Genomic DNA, 18,030 nt, shown 5'->3' with positions numbered 1-18,030 from the left:
TATATATTTATGTTATGAAAAGAGAATATCCCTGTAATAGTAACAGGACTTTATTGTTTTGGCTATAGTAGATGCATATTAAATGTGACTATTTCTTGTCTATTTCACAAATAAAAAAGAAAATCAAGGAATTTGCTCGATTTTCTTCTTATCATATACTATTTAAAAGTTTCATTATCTAAAATCACAACATAATCATTCGTTAATCGGCCAGCTTCTTTTGTATAACTAACAAGCCTTTGTATATTATCACAGCAAATTTTTGCTCCCCATACGAGTAACGGTACGCCAATAAAATCAATATGGAACCTTCTAGAAAACAGCCCACCGAAAGTCATTGGTAAAGGTACGGTTGGTGATGTGTTAGAAAATATAATCTTTTCATGGCTTTGATAATGTTTTTGCAAGATTTCTCCTAAATGCTTCATCGCTGGTACAACAACTTTTGATGCGCCACATCCAATCGTATATACAGGATGACCATGTTCATCGATTCCATGAAAAATAATTTTCCCCATATCTTCTGTTTTCAATTTATTAAAGTAATCTACATTCAAAATTTCTTCTTTCGTTAACTTACGATCCGTTGGTAGTTTATTTAAATGATACGCTGCAGCTAGTGAGGTAGTATGTGTTCCACCAAAATCTGTGTAAATGTATATCATATTATCATCCCTTGTTGTAAAAGTTCAATGTTAATTAGTATTACCGTTCACAGTGTCGTTAAACACAGGATGAATTTATTTTCAATGTCATTTATTAATAAATTCCAGATTACTACCATTATATAGTAATGTTTTTCAATTTTAAAATCCATATAAACATATGTAATTGTGCAGAATTACAAAAACCCCTTATTTAATAAATAAAGGGTTCCTCGTTAACTAAAATATTTTTCAGAACAGAAACAATCATAAACCCGTTTAAATTATTTTCGTATCTCTTCTTTTATATCCATATAATTAAAAAGCTCTTTCTATTTCTGTCATTAATTTTTCAGGTCCTGCCTCTTTATTCGATGGAATAACTAAAGTGATTCCTAATTCTGGATATATGGCCGAGCGAAAACTGACGCCTGGATCATATCCCATTACATGATATTTGAATACCTTGTTTTCTCGTGTTTCAATCCATATTCCATATCCGTAAGACTGTTTATCATTTACATGAATGTGGGGAGTTAAAAGTAACTTTGTATATTCCTTTCCTAAAATTTCATTATTAAATAGTGCCGCCCAAAATTTCAACATGTCTGGTGCAGTAACATATGCACCTCCATCAGCCCCTCCTTTTATTGGTATAGAGTAAGCGTTTGTTCTCCAATTTTGGTTGGTTTCGTCCTTTATATATCCTAGAGCTGTATGTCTTGGTAATTTATCTAACGAAAAATAGCCAGAATCATTCATGCCAATCGAATTAAAAATGTTTGTTTCTATATACTCCGTAAATTTAAGTCCCGTCTGTTCTTCTATTATTAATCCAAGTATGATAAAACCTGCGTTGTTGTAGTGAAACTTACTCCCAGGTGCAAACATCATATTACTGTTTTGGAATAATGGTAAAAAGTCTTTTAAGCTCTTTAATAGATACATAGGTGTTTGTTTCCAAAGATCCTCGAAGTTATCTATAATACTTTCATCAAAATAATCTGGTATACCAGAGCTATGCGTTAGTAGTTGATGTATTGTAATATCTTCATCGAAGTTTGGAAGTTTTATCTCTAGACAATCTTTTAATTTTGTATGAAAAGAAATAACACCTTTTTCAACAAGTTGACAGATGCCAATTGCAGTGAAGATTTTACATCCTGAGGCAATGCCAAATCTTGTTTGTATCGTATTGTTTATACATTCACTTTGGTTTGCGTAACCCAATGCTGTTTCATAGACTAAATCTTTTTCTTTTTTTACTAAAACTACTCCAGAGAAATCTATTTTCTTTTGTATTTCTTTTACAATTTTATCAATTTCATCTTTTGTTTTTATCACGACAACCACCCTTATCTTTCGGTATTGTTCTTTCCTCTTATTAATTTTTCCATATAAAGAGGAAAGAACCCTCTTATTAAATACGATAAATTGTTAATGAGAACACAAAGTTCATTTCGAATGTATTCCGCTATTTGTGGGCAGTAGGACCCCCATCTCAAAATTCAGCGAAAGCAAAGAAGTTAAGTGGGGACCCTGCTGCCCGTAAAAGTCCGATTGGTGAGGGCTGATAATCAGTGGGGGATGCCCCCCTGATTAAAGTTTCACTTTATTGATTCAGTAGAATACAACTTAGATTGTGATGGGAATAAAGTAAACACACACAAGACGATAGTAATAAATAACATGATCAATGAACCTACAATAACTACAAGTTGTATAGAAATGAACTGAGTCGTAACACCAGATAATATTGTAATAAAGATTGTTACTAACGCAATAACAAGTCCATATATACTTCCGATCCGTCCCATTATATGAACGGGAACGTTATTTTGGTAAAACGTATAAAATCCTGTATTTGCATATGCCATAGAGAAAGATAAAATAAAGAATCCAATAGCAGCTATTAAAAATATATTTGAAAAAGCATAAATTAAATAACCAATTGCGATGAATAATGATCCTATTCCAATTAGAAATGAAGGTGCTAATTTCTTTGACAAAATTGTATTTGTTATTGCACCTAAAATAAATCCTGCACCAGCTATACTAACTAGAAAACCATATTCACTATCTGTTAGTAGTAATACCTCTTTCGCAAACGATAGTTCAAGTGAATCAGTAGCGGTTGCTAATACGAACATACTTTGAAATAAGAAATACACACATACGACATACACATGTTTTCTACTAAAATTTATAACAGTGGTCCAATCTTTTTTTAATACTGTAAGAGATAATGTATTACTTGTTGTATCCGAAGCTTCTTTCTTATCAAGATTAGGTAAAAGTAATGTAATGAATCCTGATAAGAGAAATGCTATAGCATTCATATATATAGCAAACTCTGGTGTACTCGCTATTAATAAAGCCCCCGCTATCGCTGGGGCAATTAAAAATGCACCAGATCCTATTAAACTGCGTAATGAGTTGAAACGTTGTCTTTGCTCTACTGAAATTAATTTCGTCATATACGTCATTGCAGTTGGCTCATAAATTGCACTGGCCATACTTATAAAGAATACAAATACATAAACAACCCAAAGTGACGGAAGTAAAGGTAAAATAGCGATAAATAACGCACGATATATATCGAGGTGAATCATTAACTTCCGTTTATTTAAACGATCAATCATACTCCCAGACCAAGCGTTTGTAAATAAAGTGGCTAATGGTTTTATTACATATAAAGTAGCAACAGCTAAGGCTGAGCCGCCCATATGATAGACAAGTACATTCAATGCTATTAAGTAAATCCATGCTCCTAAATTCGCAATACCAACACCGGACAGTAGTAATAAAGGATATTTCCAATCTTTAAGAAAGTTTTTCATTTTTGGCCCCCGCTTTCCAAATTGTTTTAAAACAATAAAAAAATCCCACCCCCAAGACTTTTAATCTTAGGGACGAGATTTATCATCGCGGTGCCACCCTAGTTTGTTAATATGTCACCATATTAACCTTATCAGGTACTGCATTCTAACTCATGCTTATACCATAGCTCTATAACGGGAGCTCCCGTTACACCACCCCCTTTATAACAGGTTCCGGTGTACTGCTCAGAGGCTTGATTCAATAAAGAATTTTTACTCCTTTTCAGCTAAATGGAGCTCTCTGTGAAAAATTCATTTTATTTACTATTCTCTTCACTGCATTTGATTTTTCCATATTATCACAATTACTTTTGACTGTAAATAAAAAATAATCAGACATTTAATGACATGTCGCTCGTAATTTATTTATTGTTTTTTCTAAAAATTACGGTGCGTGAAATTACTTACAGCTCTAAAGAAAGAGCCATTTGCACATAGCTCCTTCCAAATACCTGAATTAATTCGTATTCGCCTCTGTTAACGGTTGTAATGGCGGTTCTAATTCTAGTTCTAGTGTATCTCCTTCTTGTAAATCTTGTCCTTTTTCAATACTTTGGCTCGTTACATAACCCGTACCAGAAGTTTTCAAATCTAATTTCAAAAGCTTAGAGAAATACATAACATCACGCATGGACCAACCTTTTACATTTGGCATTTGTGCGTTATTCCCTAATAAAAATATACGATCACCTTCACTCATTACCTCGCCAGACTGTGGATATTGTTTTATTATTTTTCCTTCTCCTAAAATTACCGGCTGTAGCTTCTCTTTTTCTACACTTTGCTCTATTGTATCCATCGATTGATTTACATAATTTTGTACTTTTATTTGAGATTGTTTCGCTGCATCAGCTATTTGTTTTTCTGTATACGGTTTCACCTTTAAATATTCAAGGCTGTTTTTTATAACAGGTTTAAATATTTCAGCAAGAGGCTGAGCTCCATACTCATCTCCTTTTAACTTTGGCTGCTTAATAGCTAAGTATACGATTAACTCCGGATCATCAATTGGAGCCATTCCTAAAAAGGAGAAAATATAATTCTCTTTCCCTTCCATATATCGACCGTTTTCAGGATTCGGTATTTGTGCTGTTCCTGTCTTACCTCCAATTGGATAACCATCCACTTTATACATTGTACCAGTTCCTTTTGAAGATGTTATAACACGCTCCATTAAGCTTCTAACTTTGTCCGCTGTTTCTTTTTTTATCGGATTCCCAATTTCTTTCGGTTGATTTTCCATAATAACTTGTTTGTTTGTTGGATTTACAACTTTATCAACGATATATGGTTGCATCATTTTCCCGTCATTTGCTATAGCAGTAGCCGCTTGGATTAATTGAATCGGAGTTACTGTAGAACCTTGACCGAAAGAAGTTGTAACCTGCTGAATTTGCGTATTTAATAATAAAGTATTTTTACTTTCTCCAGGTAAATCTATTCCTGTTTTTTGATTGAATCCAAATTTATTCATATATTGCTTAAATTTATTTGGTTTCAGTAACTGATCTTCTAAAATAGAAAAAGCTACGTTTGATGACCTTTCAAAACCTTCATCAAATGTAATTGATCCCCATCCAAATCCACCATTATGGTCTTTTATATCAGATGAACCAACGGAATATTTTCCAGATTGAAAATATTCTTTTCCGTTATATACACCTTCATTGATGGCAGCTGCTAACGTAAAAACTTTCATTGTTGAGCCTGGTTCATATGCATTTGCAATCGGATCATTTAAAAAGTATTCGATATCACCTACATTAGGATTGTAACTAGGTTTACTAGACATCGCTAAAACCTTTCCTGTTTTTGGATCAGCAATAATTCCAATTAACATAGACGGATCATAATGCTCTTGTGCTTTGTTCATCGCTTCTTCTAAAAAGCTATTAATTTGTTTATCAAGTGTTAAATATACGTTATTTCCATTTTTAGCAGGTTCTACTTTACCTATATCATTTGTAAGCGGAATCCCTCTTCGTGTACCCACATATTCTATATTCCCGTTTGTAGAGCGCAAATATTTATCCAAACTCTTTTCAAGCCCAAACTTTCCTTCCGTATTCCCTTTATCATCTGGTCTAGCAAAACCAAGTATATAGGATGCAAAGTCTTCATTCGGATACACTCTTGCTTTTTCCGACATAAAAGATACACCTGGTATTTTTAAATCATTAATTTTTTCTTTCTTTTCCCTAGATAAGTTCCGACCAATTTTCCCAATTTCAACTTGCGTACGCCCTTCATGAAAGTTTTTTAATACTTCTTCTTTATCAATTTCAAGCGCATCGGCTAATTGTTTTGCGGTTTCATCTTTATTTTTCACTTTATCTTTTCCTTTTAAATTCACAACAACTCGATACGTTGTAGAATCTTGTACTAACACCTTTCCCGTTTGGTCATAGATAGTGCCACGATTCGCTTCTAAAACACCTTTTTTATTATGTTGTTCATTCGCGAGATCCTTTACATTCACATTATGCACGACTCCTACTGCCTGAATATAGAATATACGCAAAATCATAATAAGAAACAAAACAATAAAAGCAATCATCATATATCGAGCGCCTTTATTCGTTTGGAGTTTTTGCATACTTATCTCCTCTCTTTTGGAATGGATTCGTACGAAGATCCGTTTTAAAATTTGTAGTTTTTGTTTGCGATACTATATGTTTCGAAGTTTTCTTTTTAATTCCTTTAAAACAATGCAAAACTAACTGTTGTTATTTTGTATCATTATTTTATATATTTTAAATACGGTGCGTGAAATTTCAGAATATTAATTAGTACAACTTGATTACAGAGCACTCTAAACTCTTTTCGTATTTCCTATAAAAAAATTCCCCTCTGGATGTCCAAAGGGGAACTTTTTATAGGAAAATTATGCGATATGGTTATATTTCGCTAAGAAAGGAATTCGTCTCGCTACTAATGCATACATTTTGAATACAAGTTTCGCTATTGGTTCAAACATACGTGTACTTTGCATTACTAAAGCACTCGTAATAAGTGTTAAGAATGCTGCACCAAGTATATCTAAAGGATAATGAACACCTACATACATACGTGATATACCGACTAGTACTGCCCATAATAGCGCGATATATTTCAGTTTTTCTCCTCTAAAAATAAATACGAAGGCGATTGAAAATACAAGTACAGAATGATCACTAACGAATGATGAATCTGCTGCATGTGGTACTAATTGATGTACATCATGTGATACGAACGGACGCGGATGGTAATATACCGCGTGTATAAGAACAGTTACTAATAATGCAATAATAACCGAAAGCGTCGTATATAAAACTGTATATTGTTTTCTAATTGCCTTTTCTTTCTTTCCATTATTAAACCATAAGATAAACATAAATAGAACGGCTACGTATGCAGCGCTATTTGTAATAGCAATCATTAACGTATCTAATAGTTTGGATGAATCAGCAAAATTATTAAACCACTGAAATACTGTGTAATTCATTAAACTCTCTCCTTACATACAAGTGTTCTTGATTTACACAGTATACAATACCATTATGAAAATAGGCTTAAACTTTTTTCATCTAATTCTCATTTTACTATTACTCATGTGACAATTATAAAACAAATTTTATACGCTATTTATGTATAAAGCCGGTAAGCCTTTATAATAAGGCGGTTCGTATTTTTTTCATATTTGAAATACATAACATGTTCATTTAAATATACTAATTGCAAAATCATATTTTTTAATTCATTTGAAGTGCAATATTTCCAAATTGTTCTCCATGTTCCATACGGCTAAGTGCTCGAATTGCCTCTTCTAACGAGTAAACTTTATCAATAATTGGTTTAATTTGATGTTTTTCTATAAACTTTATCATCTCATTAAATTCCTCACGGCTACCCATGGATGTTCCCATAATATCAATTTGATTGTAAAATAGCGCGCGTAATGGTAATTCAATTTTATCTCCTGAGCTTGCACCAAAATTCACGATTCTTCCGTTTGGTTTTAATACATCAAAATATTTCAAAAAAGTTGCTGGACCAATACTATCTATTATTAAATCAACTTTTTCACCTTGTAAGCTCTCTTCCCAATTTCCAGTACTATGAAAAGAAATATCTGCACCATATTTCTTAGCAAGTTCCCTTTTATTCTCTACCCTTGAAGTAACACTCACTTTTGCGCCGATTGCTTTCGCGAATAACATGGCAAATGTAGCAACACCACCGCCTATTCCCGGAATTAAAACGTGTTCGCCGCACTTCAATCTACCTTTTGTAAAAAGCGCTCTATATGCAGTTAATGCAGATAAAGATAAAACACCTGATTCTTCCCAAGTAAGATATGACGGCTTTTCTACTACATTTTCTGCTGGTACAATTACATATTCAGCAAACGTTCCATCTTTCGGTCCACCTAGCACTTCTGGTAACTCCGGTACTTCAGTAGCATGTTCCCATTCAATACTAGGATTAATAATAACTTCTGTATGTAGTGTAATATTTGAAACTCCTTCTCCTATTTCTGTAACAATTCCTGAGCCATCTGACCCTATTACTAATGGTAGATCCATTTCTTTTCTATTATTTATAATAAATAAATCCCTATGATTTAACCCTGCAGCTTTTAACTTTACTTTTACTTCACCTGCATTAGGACTTATCTCAGGTGAAAATTTATATTCTAATCCCTCTAATCCTTTTTTATATTGATGTACAATAGCTTTCATTGCTTAATTCCCCCTTAATATTTCCAATGTACTAGAAATATCAAAATAAATAAAATAGTTTGCCTCCAATAATTAGAAATTATATATTTAGTCATGAAAAAACAAAAAATCCCACTCCCTATAAAAAGTATAGGAAGAGGTTTCAAAACTAGTTAGATAAGAATCTATAAATTCATTGAGTTCTAGCCAATTCTAATATTTTTCGAATAAACGGCGCTTTTGCCTTTGTATATGAAACACGATCAAAAGCATATGTAATAGCAAGCATCTCTTTTAATTCTCTATATTCTTTACGTGCCCATTCATTGCTTATTAGAAAGTCACGAAATAAAATATTGTTTCTCCACTCGTCACTATTATAAATATAAACATGCAAATGATGAGTACCTGCTCTCCACTTTCCTTTTCTAAAAAAACGCCAATTCGTTGCATCTTTTGGAACATACTCATATTCAATTTCCGATAGAACTTCAATCCACTTTTCAGTTATTTGCAATTCTGTTACGCCAATCATCATATCAATAAGAGGTTTAGCTCCTAATCCTTCTACTGCTGTGCTTCCTATATGTTCAACAGCAATTATTTCTTGTCCTAACAAGGAACAGAATTTCTCTTTTTCTTTTATATACTCTTCAACCCATTCTTTTTGATACGGTTTAATAACAATTTGTTGATCCATTGTATTCACCTCTCTATAAATATTTATCATTATATTTATAAAATTTTATATTGTTAGCATAGGATTTCCATAAAATATGTCGAATAGTGGAATGTACAACTTAATTATATTAAATGTGAGGTAATCTATGAAAGATAATTCCGTCGAAATTCAGTTGAATAACGTAACATTCCAATTAAAAGAATATCATAATTTTGATTGGCTTATTAAATTAGGGACCGTATTTGCAGTTTTTGACCAGCAAGATTCAGGGAATATAAGTTTTGGTGTAGAAAAAGATGGACATAAGAAATTTATCAAATACGCAGGAGCACAAACAATTGCATATGAAGGAACAACGGGTGATGCTATTAAAAGGCTAAAAAATTCAGTTACTATCTATGAAGATTTAAAGCATGAATCGCTCATAAGACTAATTGATCATTTTCCAGTTCAATCTGGATATGTATTAATTTTCGATTGGTTTGATGGTGAATGTCTTCATTCGCATTGGAGTTTCCCACCTCCTGAAAAATATAAAAATCCAAACTCACCATTTTATAAATTTAGGCATTTATCTGCTATAGAACGAATTTATTCCTTACATTCCATTTTTTCTTTCCATACTTATGTAGAAAAGAAAAACTATGTAGCAATAGATTTTTATGACGGTAGTATTTTATATAATTTTAATACAAACGAAACAAAAATTTGTGATATAGATTTATACAGTAAGAAACCTTACATAAATAAAATGGGCCGGCTATGGGGTTCCTCTCGTTTTATGTCACCAGAGGAATTTGAACTAAACGCAACAATTGATGAAAGAACAAATGTATTTAATATGGGAGCAATGGCTTTCTCACTTTTAGGTGGTGAAAAAGATCGTTCTTTTATAAAATGGGAAGCAAGTAAGGAATTATATGAGGTAGCGTATCGTGCTGTAAGTGACAATCGGGCAGAACGGTATGCATCAGTTATAGAATTCTACGAAGCGTGGTTAAAAGCGGCTAATGCAGAAAGGATATAATCCTAAATTATTAAAAGAAATATAGAGTTTATACTATACTTGTTTTGTTTTCTTTGCTATTGCAAACTTCAAAAAAGCTGCAAGTAGGAGGAGGAGCGGTATGCCCTGAATAAAGAGAAATCATCCAAAAAAATCAAGCGTAGTACTATATGGAGAGTCTGTTGCCATCACACCTATAAATAAAGCCATTGGACTTGTGAGTAGATTTATCCCTAAACAGATCATTATCAATGATAGATTTTTAGCCTTAATTTTTGATGAACCAGACAAGAAAAATAAGAATATCGCAGTACCAAATATAAGAAACAGTGTTACATAAAAACTTACCATAATATCCCTCCATGAATCTAATTGTACCATTAGCAAGGACAAATTTGAGTAAATAGGATATTTATGTAAGTCAGATTTAGTGTCTCTTTATCAGTGGCAAGAAAAAAGTGGATCCCTACTCTCTCACAAGGAATCCACTCTTTCTATTTCTACAACTCTATTTTTATACGTTCCTCTTCTTGTCCTTACGCGAACTGCCATCACTAGATCATTAACATAATTATCTTTAGCGGAAGTTAAAGGTTTTTATTTTCTTGCTCAATTAAAGCACCTGTTAGTTAAAGATTATGGATAATTAATTTGAAAGTGTTTTATCTAAATACACCTTTTCTTTTGGAAAGCCAATCTTCTAAGGCATCTTCGTGTAGTTTTGTGAATAATTTTGGTATTTTGTCTATTGGGAAGTATTTTAAATCCAAAGTCTCAATACCATCTACAGTAAGTTCTCCACCAATTGGCTTACATTGAAAACAATGAGTGATGGTCTGAGCTTTATCTCCGTTCGGAAACTCACCAGAATATTTAGAGTAGACACCTATAAGATGTTCAACCTCAACATTTAATCCTGTCTCCTCAAATATTTCTCGTTTAGCGGTTTCTTCAAGAGATTCTCCAAGTTCCATAGCACCACCTGGAAGACCCCATTCATTTCTATCTCCCCGTTTTTGTAAAAGAATTTCATTTCGTTCGTTATAAACAATACCTCCAGCAAAATTAAGAAATATTAAATCATGCCCTACTTTTCCCCGGATATAACGAATGTAGTCCTTATTTGTAGTCATAAATTCCCTCCTAATTTATATATAAAATACAAATTAATTATATATAAAGATAGAAGAAAATGGTAACAAAAATGATAAAATTCCTTATTCTCATAAGGAATTTCCCTTTACTTTTTATCAATCTATGCGTTTAACCATTTCTATTCTAATACCTTCATTTCCTAAATCCCCTTTCAAAATAAAGAGAACACCATTTCTTAAAACATTTTTATCGCAGCTCTAAAAATTGGTGTCCTCTAGTTTTCTAGCCGGACTATATTCTATTTTCAAGCCCATTTCTATCCCCCATGAATAAAACTCAACGTTCTGTTTATACTACAACTACATCTAGAGACACATTACTGTTTAGAGCGGCTAGGTTTTGTTAGCTGCTCTTTTGTGTTTTACACAAATAAAATCAGTAACTCAGCATATAACTAGATTATTACCTCTGTATCGAGCAGTTAGGCTGGGCTAACTGCTCTTTTATTTATGGTAAAATGAAACTTTATAACAGAATTACTTTCGTATAACATTTCCAATCTCGCTTACACTATAACTTTAAGTTACACATCTATTACTTATAGGACCTAATTTTCTTTTGTGTAACAATTGGTTAACTCATAAAGTTAACCAATTTGTTGTGTTAAATATTTTTTATTTCTCAATACTTAATACCTGAAATTAATTCTCATTTATTGGTACTAAACTATTGACATTGATTTTCCTCATATGCAATTTTTGAAAAGGCCTTTTCTCTCACATCAAGCTCTTTTATTTATTAAAAAAAGATTATTTTATATAGATTACTATAAGCATCCATAAAGCCAAAGCACCAATGATAGCGAGTACTATACGTGTAGATAGTATCCTTACTTCAAAGTCTGTTTTTGGGGAGGGTTCAGGATATGCAATTATGTAAATTCCCTTTAATAATGCAAACCATGCAATAACCGTTAGGAATCCCTTCCAGTTGAATACCCATACATTATGTAGAATTACAGTACCTAATCCTAGGAAAATCGATAGAAAACCATACATAATACCAAACCCTCTGTCTTCAACCACTAATTTTTTCAAGTCACGTAGCACCGATGGACGGACGAAAAGTATTCCCGATACGATAACCGTCATCCATCCCCCAGAACAGCCCTAAAAAAGTACTAGTTTCCATTATTATTTCACTCTCCTCAATTATATTTATATTTCAGATATTCCTTCCTTTAGAAAAATTCCAGTACTTTTATATGTAGGTTAAAGTCTACTCTTTTTTAATACAAATATTCCGTATTCAATGCCCATCCTTAATCACCCCATTTCTCTACAAAATGAAATTTTTATTAATTTTTCATGTTTAAATAAATTTCTTTTACATTGTGATACAAAGATTATCAACTTATAGAATTCCTCTTAAACGCTTCACTTATATAGATGTATTTTTAAAAGAAATAAGTTTCATTACTTACCCTTGCATTAACACAACAATTCATTTGTTAACTTTCAGAAAATATCAACTTGTATTACAGTATCTGCTATCGCGCTTAGCGTAGAAACTGTTACTTTTAACGAGATACTATCCCCTGCTTGGAATGTTGTTGAAATATTATTAGTTATATTAGAAGTCTGGGCACCAGTTAATGAAACTACAAGAGGTGTATCCACACCATTTTTTCGAATAGTCCAAGTATCAATATTTGTCCCTCCAGGGCCAACTCGAGCACGTACCGATAGTGATTTTATAACAGATTTTTGACTTAATCGGATAAATACTTCTGTATTTGAAACAGCTGCTGTTCCTGGTCTATAAAAACGAGTCCCTCCAGTTGGTAGACCTGACGGGTCTGCCCAAATAATTGTAGTAGGCTGTAAAACCGTAGAAAAGCCCAAATTATTAGCGTTAGAATTTATAAGATTCGCTGAACTTAAAATCAATGTTCCAGCTGATTGTGATATATCCGCTGTAGTGCCTTGAATCGACGCTAAACGCAAACTTAATTGTGCTCCTATTCGATTTACTTCTGCCCCAATATAAGATCCTGCTCCAACTGAACTAGTAGTGGTTAAATTAACATCACGGCAATGAAAATTATGTGAATTTGTATTAACCAATATGGCTCTTTTATTCCCTAAACCGGCTGATTTTACTGTTATGGTTGTTGCTCTTACAGTACTTATACTTTCATCTGGAATTCCTGTTCCAAAAGAATGAATTCCATAAACATTTGAAGTTCCACTTGTTGATGCTGTAGAATTATCCACAGTTATAACTGCTGTTCTTAATCTAGAAGTTTGTGATGTTGTTCCAGGAAAAGCAATCCCTGTTAAATCCACATGGATAGAAGAGGTTCCTAATACCGTAATATCTTCTACTCTTGTATTTTCTCCCATTGTGAGTACAGTAGTATTTGATGTTGCATTCTGTTGACGAATTATTACTGTCCATAGACTAATTCCTCGTAATGAATTTCCATTAGGGATAACTACCTTTTCGTCATAAATTCCAGGAAACACAAAAATTGTAATCCCTGTAGCTCCTGTAGTATTAATCGCTGTAATCGCACCATTAATTGTTTTAAAAGGATTCCCTCCAATAAATGCTGTTGAATCATTTCCTGATTTCATGACCACCGCTGTATTTGTTCTTGATATTAGCAGCTCTTGTAAACTCATTTACTATTATTTCCCCCTTTCATCCTTTATTTCGTTTTTTGCCCATTAATATCTTATGAGCCGGGAAACAAATTAGATGCAAATAAAATTTTCATATTAGACCTCGCCTAACAGCATAACAGTTAAATAATTATGAGCTTGCTTTCTACTGGTCACTTTCTTTCTATTATCCGTTATTTTATAAAAGAGGATTGTCTTAGGAAGTACGCTCAAATGTTGAGCGCACTCCTGTATGGTTTTAGTACATATTAGCCATTTAGATTTCCCTTATAAATGGCATACTCCTTTAACTCCATTGCTCAACTTCCCCTTTACTCTAAAATAATGTTTTTATTTAGCTCATTAATCTAGCTACTTTATCATTTATTGCGTACAAAATAACGTTTTCATTTAAATCCATCTTTTTTGACCGTAGCTTTACTAATATTTTTGCGCTAATGAAACACCTGTACGGATATTAAAAAGATTATCTTAGAGCACATATAAACATGTACTCTTTTTTCTTGTTATAAAATAAAGATTTTTGTATAAAACTACACCTATCTAAGAAACATACATACAATATGATGTGAACCTTTTTTCAAAAAAAAGACTTGGTTATAAAGCACCTTCCTCCCAAAGCGCTCTTTTTATTTGTAAATAAACATTTTGCTCAAATATACTCAAGACATATGTATTTACTAGGATAAGCATTATACTAGAGCAAGAATTATTTTATCCATGTTTATAAGGAGGGATTTTTATTAAGACAACTTTAATTTCCCATTTTTACAATGAAGAGTATCTACTTCCATGGTGGCTAATGCACCACACAAAACTATTTGATCACGGTATTCTTATTAATCGAGGATCTACTGATCGTTCAGTAGAAATATGTAAACTATTTGCGCCTCATTGGGAAATCCGAGATTCAAAAGTATTAGAGTTTGATGCTATATTAGTTGATAAAGAGATAATGGAAATAGAAAAAGAAATTAAGGGGTGGAAAATGGTTTTAAATACCACTGAATTTCTTTGCTGTTTTGATAAGGAAGCCTTTTTCTCATCTCTTGTCACTTTAAGGAAAAACATGTATGCTATTAGGACTATTCTGATGGTAGATGACCCTACTCATGGTTATTCCAATCCGAGATACGGAATTCCCCTTGTCAAACAGCGTTATCATGGGAGAATACTCCATCCTACTCCACCTGCCCCTTACTACGGAGGTAGACTAATCCACAATTATTCGCATGGTAACTATATAGCTGGAAGGCATTGGTCAAATCATTCATTTATCGTTTACATGTACCCTGCTTTCGTTTTAAAATTCTTTTACAGTCCATGGAACACAGCTATGAAAAATCGAAAATTACAAATCGGTCCAACCCTTTCTAAACATAGCATACAGAAGGGCTTAGGTACGCATCACCTAGTTACACTAGCTGAATTAGAAACAAAATATAAATTCTTTGCAAGTACAACTGTTGACCTTCGATTAATCCCAGAATATCAAGTTTTATTCCCAGATTTATGTTTCCCTAACCATTAATACATCTAAAAAGAACATTTTGGAACTCCCTATGCAACCCTTGCTTTTGAGTGAGAACCAACTCTTATTAAAATAGAGTTTTTGTTAAAATTTCACTTCAATCTTATTCATTTATGGTATAATCTGTATTATTTATTTTTCCAATAAAGGCTAAATTAATGAGGGAATACTTTGGAATCACTTCATTTTTATTAACTTTAATCGTATTTTTTGGTTTATTATCTATGCTTTCAAACATTTATATACTCTTTTTAATACCTGTCTCAATTGTTTTAGCTGTTTTTGCTCCAAAAGGTTCATCACAAAAAAGTCACTATAGCTAGTTTAATAATTTCCTGTATTATTTACGCTCTCATATTCGGCTTACTTTTTATAATTAGTTGGGGATTAGTAGAATCAAAACTAAACTAATCCCTTTCTACCAATTAAAGATTTCATTAAACCCTTTCACCTTTTAACTGGACAAGCATATGTTATTGTATGGGGGAATCCACTCATAAAAAATCTACCTTTCTTGTCAAAGAGTATGTGTATACGTGCTCTTTTTGAATGCATTTAAAGACTTCACATTCATTAGAAATGTACATACAATAATCATGATCATCTTATTATTAATCATTTAAACATCTTGGTCATGGAGCGCCTTTCTCCCAAGGCGCTCTTTAATTTTTAAATAAGGATTTTGTTAATGAACTGAATAAAATTTAATACTTTCCCTAATACTAATCAAAATACAATCTGCTTCTTACCCAGGTTGTATCAAATCAAACAGTTATTTGCATTAACTGTTCGATTTTAATTTTTGTTACATAAACTTGATGTTTTTGTCCACACTATATGTACTCCTTAAATTAATGGTTATAATGTTCTCATTGCAGTTAGCCTTTGCTAGCTGCTCTTTTTTATTTTTTTCTTTCACTTCTGAATAACATTTTTAACTCTGTTCATACTATTTTTGTAACTTAATGTTACAAACTATTTCTGTAAGCGCAACGTTTCTTTTATACAACAAGCAGTTAGTTTTATTAACTGGCTGCTTCGTTGCACAAAAGAAAAATCTACACATGTATTAAGAACATACATAAAATATCATGTGGGATTCTTTTTCAATATTAGGCTTGGTCATGGAGTACCTTAAAAAGCGCTCTTTATATTTGTTAATAAATAACCATTTTGCTCAAACATACACACGGTATATATTAATTAAGCATATATTTACATAGACAAGATATAACTTTTTTTAAACATGCACAATTTTTGTGCATGTTTTTTTATTTAACAAAATAACTATTTTATTATGTTTCCGAACTTAAGGTAATGTCCTTAAAAAAATTTCATATATATTTATCAGATACACTTTGAAATCCCAGAATATCAAATGCTTTTAAGAGTTGACTGACCACCAATATTCGACTTATCTTTAAACACTTATTAAAAATAACTTAGATACAAAAAGCTACGTTTTATATAGGATAAAAAATTATCTTACGCAAAGGAGCTTGATTATTTGTGAATTACCAAAATGATAATAACTCAAACATTCACAAACCTTGCACTTGTCCATCTCCCACGGCTAACAGTTTAAATGTTGTTCAAACTACCCCATCAATAGTCTCTGTAAATTCTGCAATTCCACTAGATACCGTTGTAAATTCTAATGGTACGGCAATCTCATTCACACCACCAACAACTGTTTTACTTGAAGGTGGAAGAACCTATTTGGCAATCTATGAAGTGCAAGTCATCATTCAACCAGGAGGTAATTCGGCAGGTATCACTATGTACCTTAATAATAATCCAATCATTGGCTCTGGTACTTCTCTGGGATATACTGCAGGATTCACTTCTGTATCAGCACCCGCTATTTTCACTACACCTTTAGGTATAACAAGTACTCTTACTGTTAATGTAGGACCATATTCTAATACATTAAATACGTTAGGCTTAACTCTTGCTGTTGTAGCATTAACATAACAAATTCTAAAACTCTCTAAAATAAATTTCTTTGTTCTTTAACTGCGGTTTTGGGTTAGCCCTAAGAACTCGCTATAACTACATATAAAAAAGAATATTATCTGGATCGATAGTACTGGGTGACTCGGCTGACACAATTACCGAGTCACTTATTTTTCTATAGTAAAATAACTATATCATTTGAAATTTGCACATATCCTAGAAACATATATAAAATAAATTACTGCTACATTTTCACTTGATCTGAGTCTTAGTCAAAGAGCGCTTTCCCGGACGCTTTTTTCTGTTCAAATAAGAATTTTATTTGAATTTTATAAAACCTCTCTTTATCCAGATAGGTTTAAAATTATCTATTTAGCATATATAATACTTTTAAACAATTTAAATTCTATACATAAGTAATGGAGGCTTTAAAATGGGGAGTGTCCCAAATTTAACAACACAACAATCAATCTCAAAAAAACAAATTAATCCTAATAAGAATCAACAAACGAATAAAAAGCTACGACGTCGTCTGTTATTAGCACTTGCTTTTATGCTACCTATGGTTATTTCCGTTCAAATATGCATTTACAAACAAGAAGATATGATTCAAGAAAAACAAATTACACTTAATAAAGAAAAGAAAAAATTGTCTGAATTAGAACTTATAGGACGTTATTTTGAAAACGATGTTAAAACTTTAACAGAGAGTGAAGAAGGTATTTTAAAGTTCGCAAGGAAACTATATGGATTCTCCAGATTTAATGAAACTTTATTTCAAATAACTGAATAACTTTTCAATACATAAACGATTGTGATGAATCAAGGAGTGAGTTAATAATCATCACTT

General features: G+C 32.2%; 13 protein-coding genes, 2 pseudogenes and 1 other annotated feature. Of the genes and pseudogenes, 4 read left to right on the top strand and 11 right to left on the bottom strand.

All coding sequences use genetic code 11. The annotated features are described in order from the left end of the window. Positions 1-158: 158 nt before the first annotated feature. From ACS2QP_RS06885 to ACS2QP_RS06855, 7 genes are all read right to left on the bottom strand, one after another. Positions 159-665: a DUF3189 family protein gene (locus ACS2QP_RS06885; RefSeq protein ID WP_000639421.1), complete on the bottom strand. Its 507-nt coding sequence runs from the start codon at positions 663-665 to the stop codon at positions 159-161. A gap of 297 nt (positions 666-962) precedes the next feature. Continuing rightward, a complete protein-coding gene (locus ACS2QP_RS06880; protein WP_103622035.1) occupies positions 963-1,988 on the bottom strand; it encodes a serine hydrolase domain-containing protein in 1,026 nt (341 codons plus the stop codon). 263 nt (positions 1,989-2,251) lie between these two features. After that, positions 2,252-3,484: an MFS transporter gene (locus tag ACS2QP_RS06875; protein WP_438882259.1), complete on the bottom strand. Its 1,233-nt coding sequence runs from the start codon at positions 3,482-3,484 to the stop codon at positions 2,252-2,254. 65 nt (positions 3,485-3,549) lie between these two features. Further along, positions 3,550-3,809: a binding site (T-box leader), on the bottom strand. 171 nt (positions 3,810-3,980) lie between these two features. Then, on the bottom strand, positions 3,981-6,119 hold the full coding sequence (locus ACS2QP_RS06870; protein WP_438882258.1) for a penicillin-binding protein: 2,139 nt from the start codon (positions 6,117-6,119) through the stop codon (positions 3,981-3,983). A 288-nt stretch (positions 6,120-6,407) separates the two neighbouring features. Continuing rightward, complete coding sequence (locus ACS2QP_RS06865; RefSeq protein WP_438882257.1) at positions 6,408-7,007, bottom strand: undecaprenyl-diphosphatase; 600 nt, start codon at positions 7,005-7,007, stop codon at positions 6,408-6,410. A gap of 247 nt (positions 7,008-7,254) precedes the next feature. Continuing rightward, entirely contained in the window at positions 7,255-8,244 is a 990-nt protein-coding gene (locus ACS2QP_RS06860) for a zinc-binding dehydrogenase (RefSeq protein WP_438882256.1), read from the bottom strand. 172 nt (positions 8,245-8,416) lie between these two features. Continuing rightward, entirely contained in the window at positions 8,417-8,923 is a 507-nt protein-coding gene (locus tag ACS2QP_RS06855; RefSeq protein ID WP_000372696.1) for a GrpB family protein, read from the bottom strand. Between the two features lie 127 nt (positions 8,924-9,050). On the opposite strand from ACS2QP_RS06855, the gene ACS2QP_RS06850 reads away from it, so the two are divergent. Continuing rightward, entirely contained in the window at positions 9,051-9,932 is an 882-nt protein-coding gene (locus ACS2QP_RS06850) for a protein kinase domain-containing protein (protein WP_332283061.1), read from the top strand. Positions 9,933-9,965: 33 nt separating this feature from the next. Here ACS2QP_RS06850 and ACS2QP_RS06845 read toward each other — a convergent pair. The 4 genes and pseudogenes from ACS2QP_RS06845 to ACS2QP_RS06830 all read right to left on the bottom strand — a co-directional run bounded on the left by ACS2QP_RS06845 (position 9,966) and on the right by ACS2QP_RS06830 (position 13,693). Then, a pseudogene (locus ACS2QP_RS06845) lies at positions 9,966-10,262 on the bottom strand (hypothetical protein). A gap of 311 nt (positions 10,263-10,573) precedes the next feature. Further along, positions 10,574-11,044, bottom strand: coding sequence for an NUDIX hydrolase (locus ACS2QP_RS06840; protein ID WP_438882255.1), 471 nt, complete (start codon positions 11,042-11,044; stop codon positions 10,574-10,576). A 771-nt stretch (positions 11,045-11,815) separates the two neighbouring features. Beyond that, positions 11,816-12,197: pseudogene (locus ACS2QP_RS06835) on the bottom strand (hypothetical protein). A gap of 326 nt (positions 12,198-12,523) precedes the next feature. Further along, positions 12,524-13,693, bottom strand: coding sequence for a hypothetical protein (locus ACS2QP_RS06830; protein ID WP_000058013.1), 1,170 nt, complete (start codon positions 13,691-13,693; stop codon positions 12,524-12,526). Between the two features lie 802 nt (positions 13,694-14,495). Here ACS2QP_RS06830 and ACS2QP_RS06825 point away from each other — a divergent pair. The 3 genes from ACS2QP_RS06825 to ACS2QP_RS06815 all read left to right on the top strand — a co-directional run bounded on the left by ACS2QP_RS06825 (position 14,496) and on the right by ACS2QP_RS06815 (position 17,973). Further along, complete coding sequence (locus ACS2QP_RS06825) at positions 14,496-15,224, top strand: hypothetical protein (RefSeq protein ID WP_000546538.1); 729 nt, start codon at positions 14,496-14,498, stop codon at positions 15,222-15,224. Positions 15,225-16,733: 1,509 nt separating this feature from the next. Next, a complete protein-coding gene (locus ACS2QP_RS06820; RefSeq protein ID WP_001109248.1) occupies positions 16,734-17,198 on the top strand; it encodes a hypothetical protein in 465 nt (154 codons plus the stop codon). A 415-nt stretch (positions 17,199-17,613) separates the two neighbouring features. Next, a complete protein-coding gene (locus ACS2QP_RS06815) occupies positions 17,614-17,973 on the top strand; it encodes a septum formation initiator family protein (protein ID WP_332283063.1) in 360 nt (119 codons plus the stop codon). The last annotated feature ends 57 nt before the right edge of the window (positions 17,974-18,030 follow it).

The sequence above is a fragment of the Bacillus cereus group sp. Bce019 genome (assembly GCF_051781745.1).
Classification (GTDB): domain Bacteria; phylum Bacillota; class Bacilli; order Bacillales; family Bacillaceae_G; genus Bacillus_A; species Bacillus_A cereus.
This window is presented reverse-complemented; position numbering and strand designations above follow the sequence as displayed.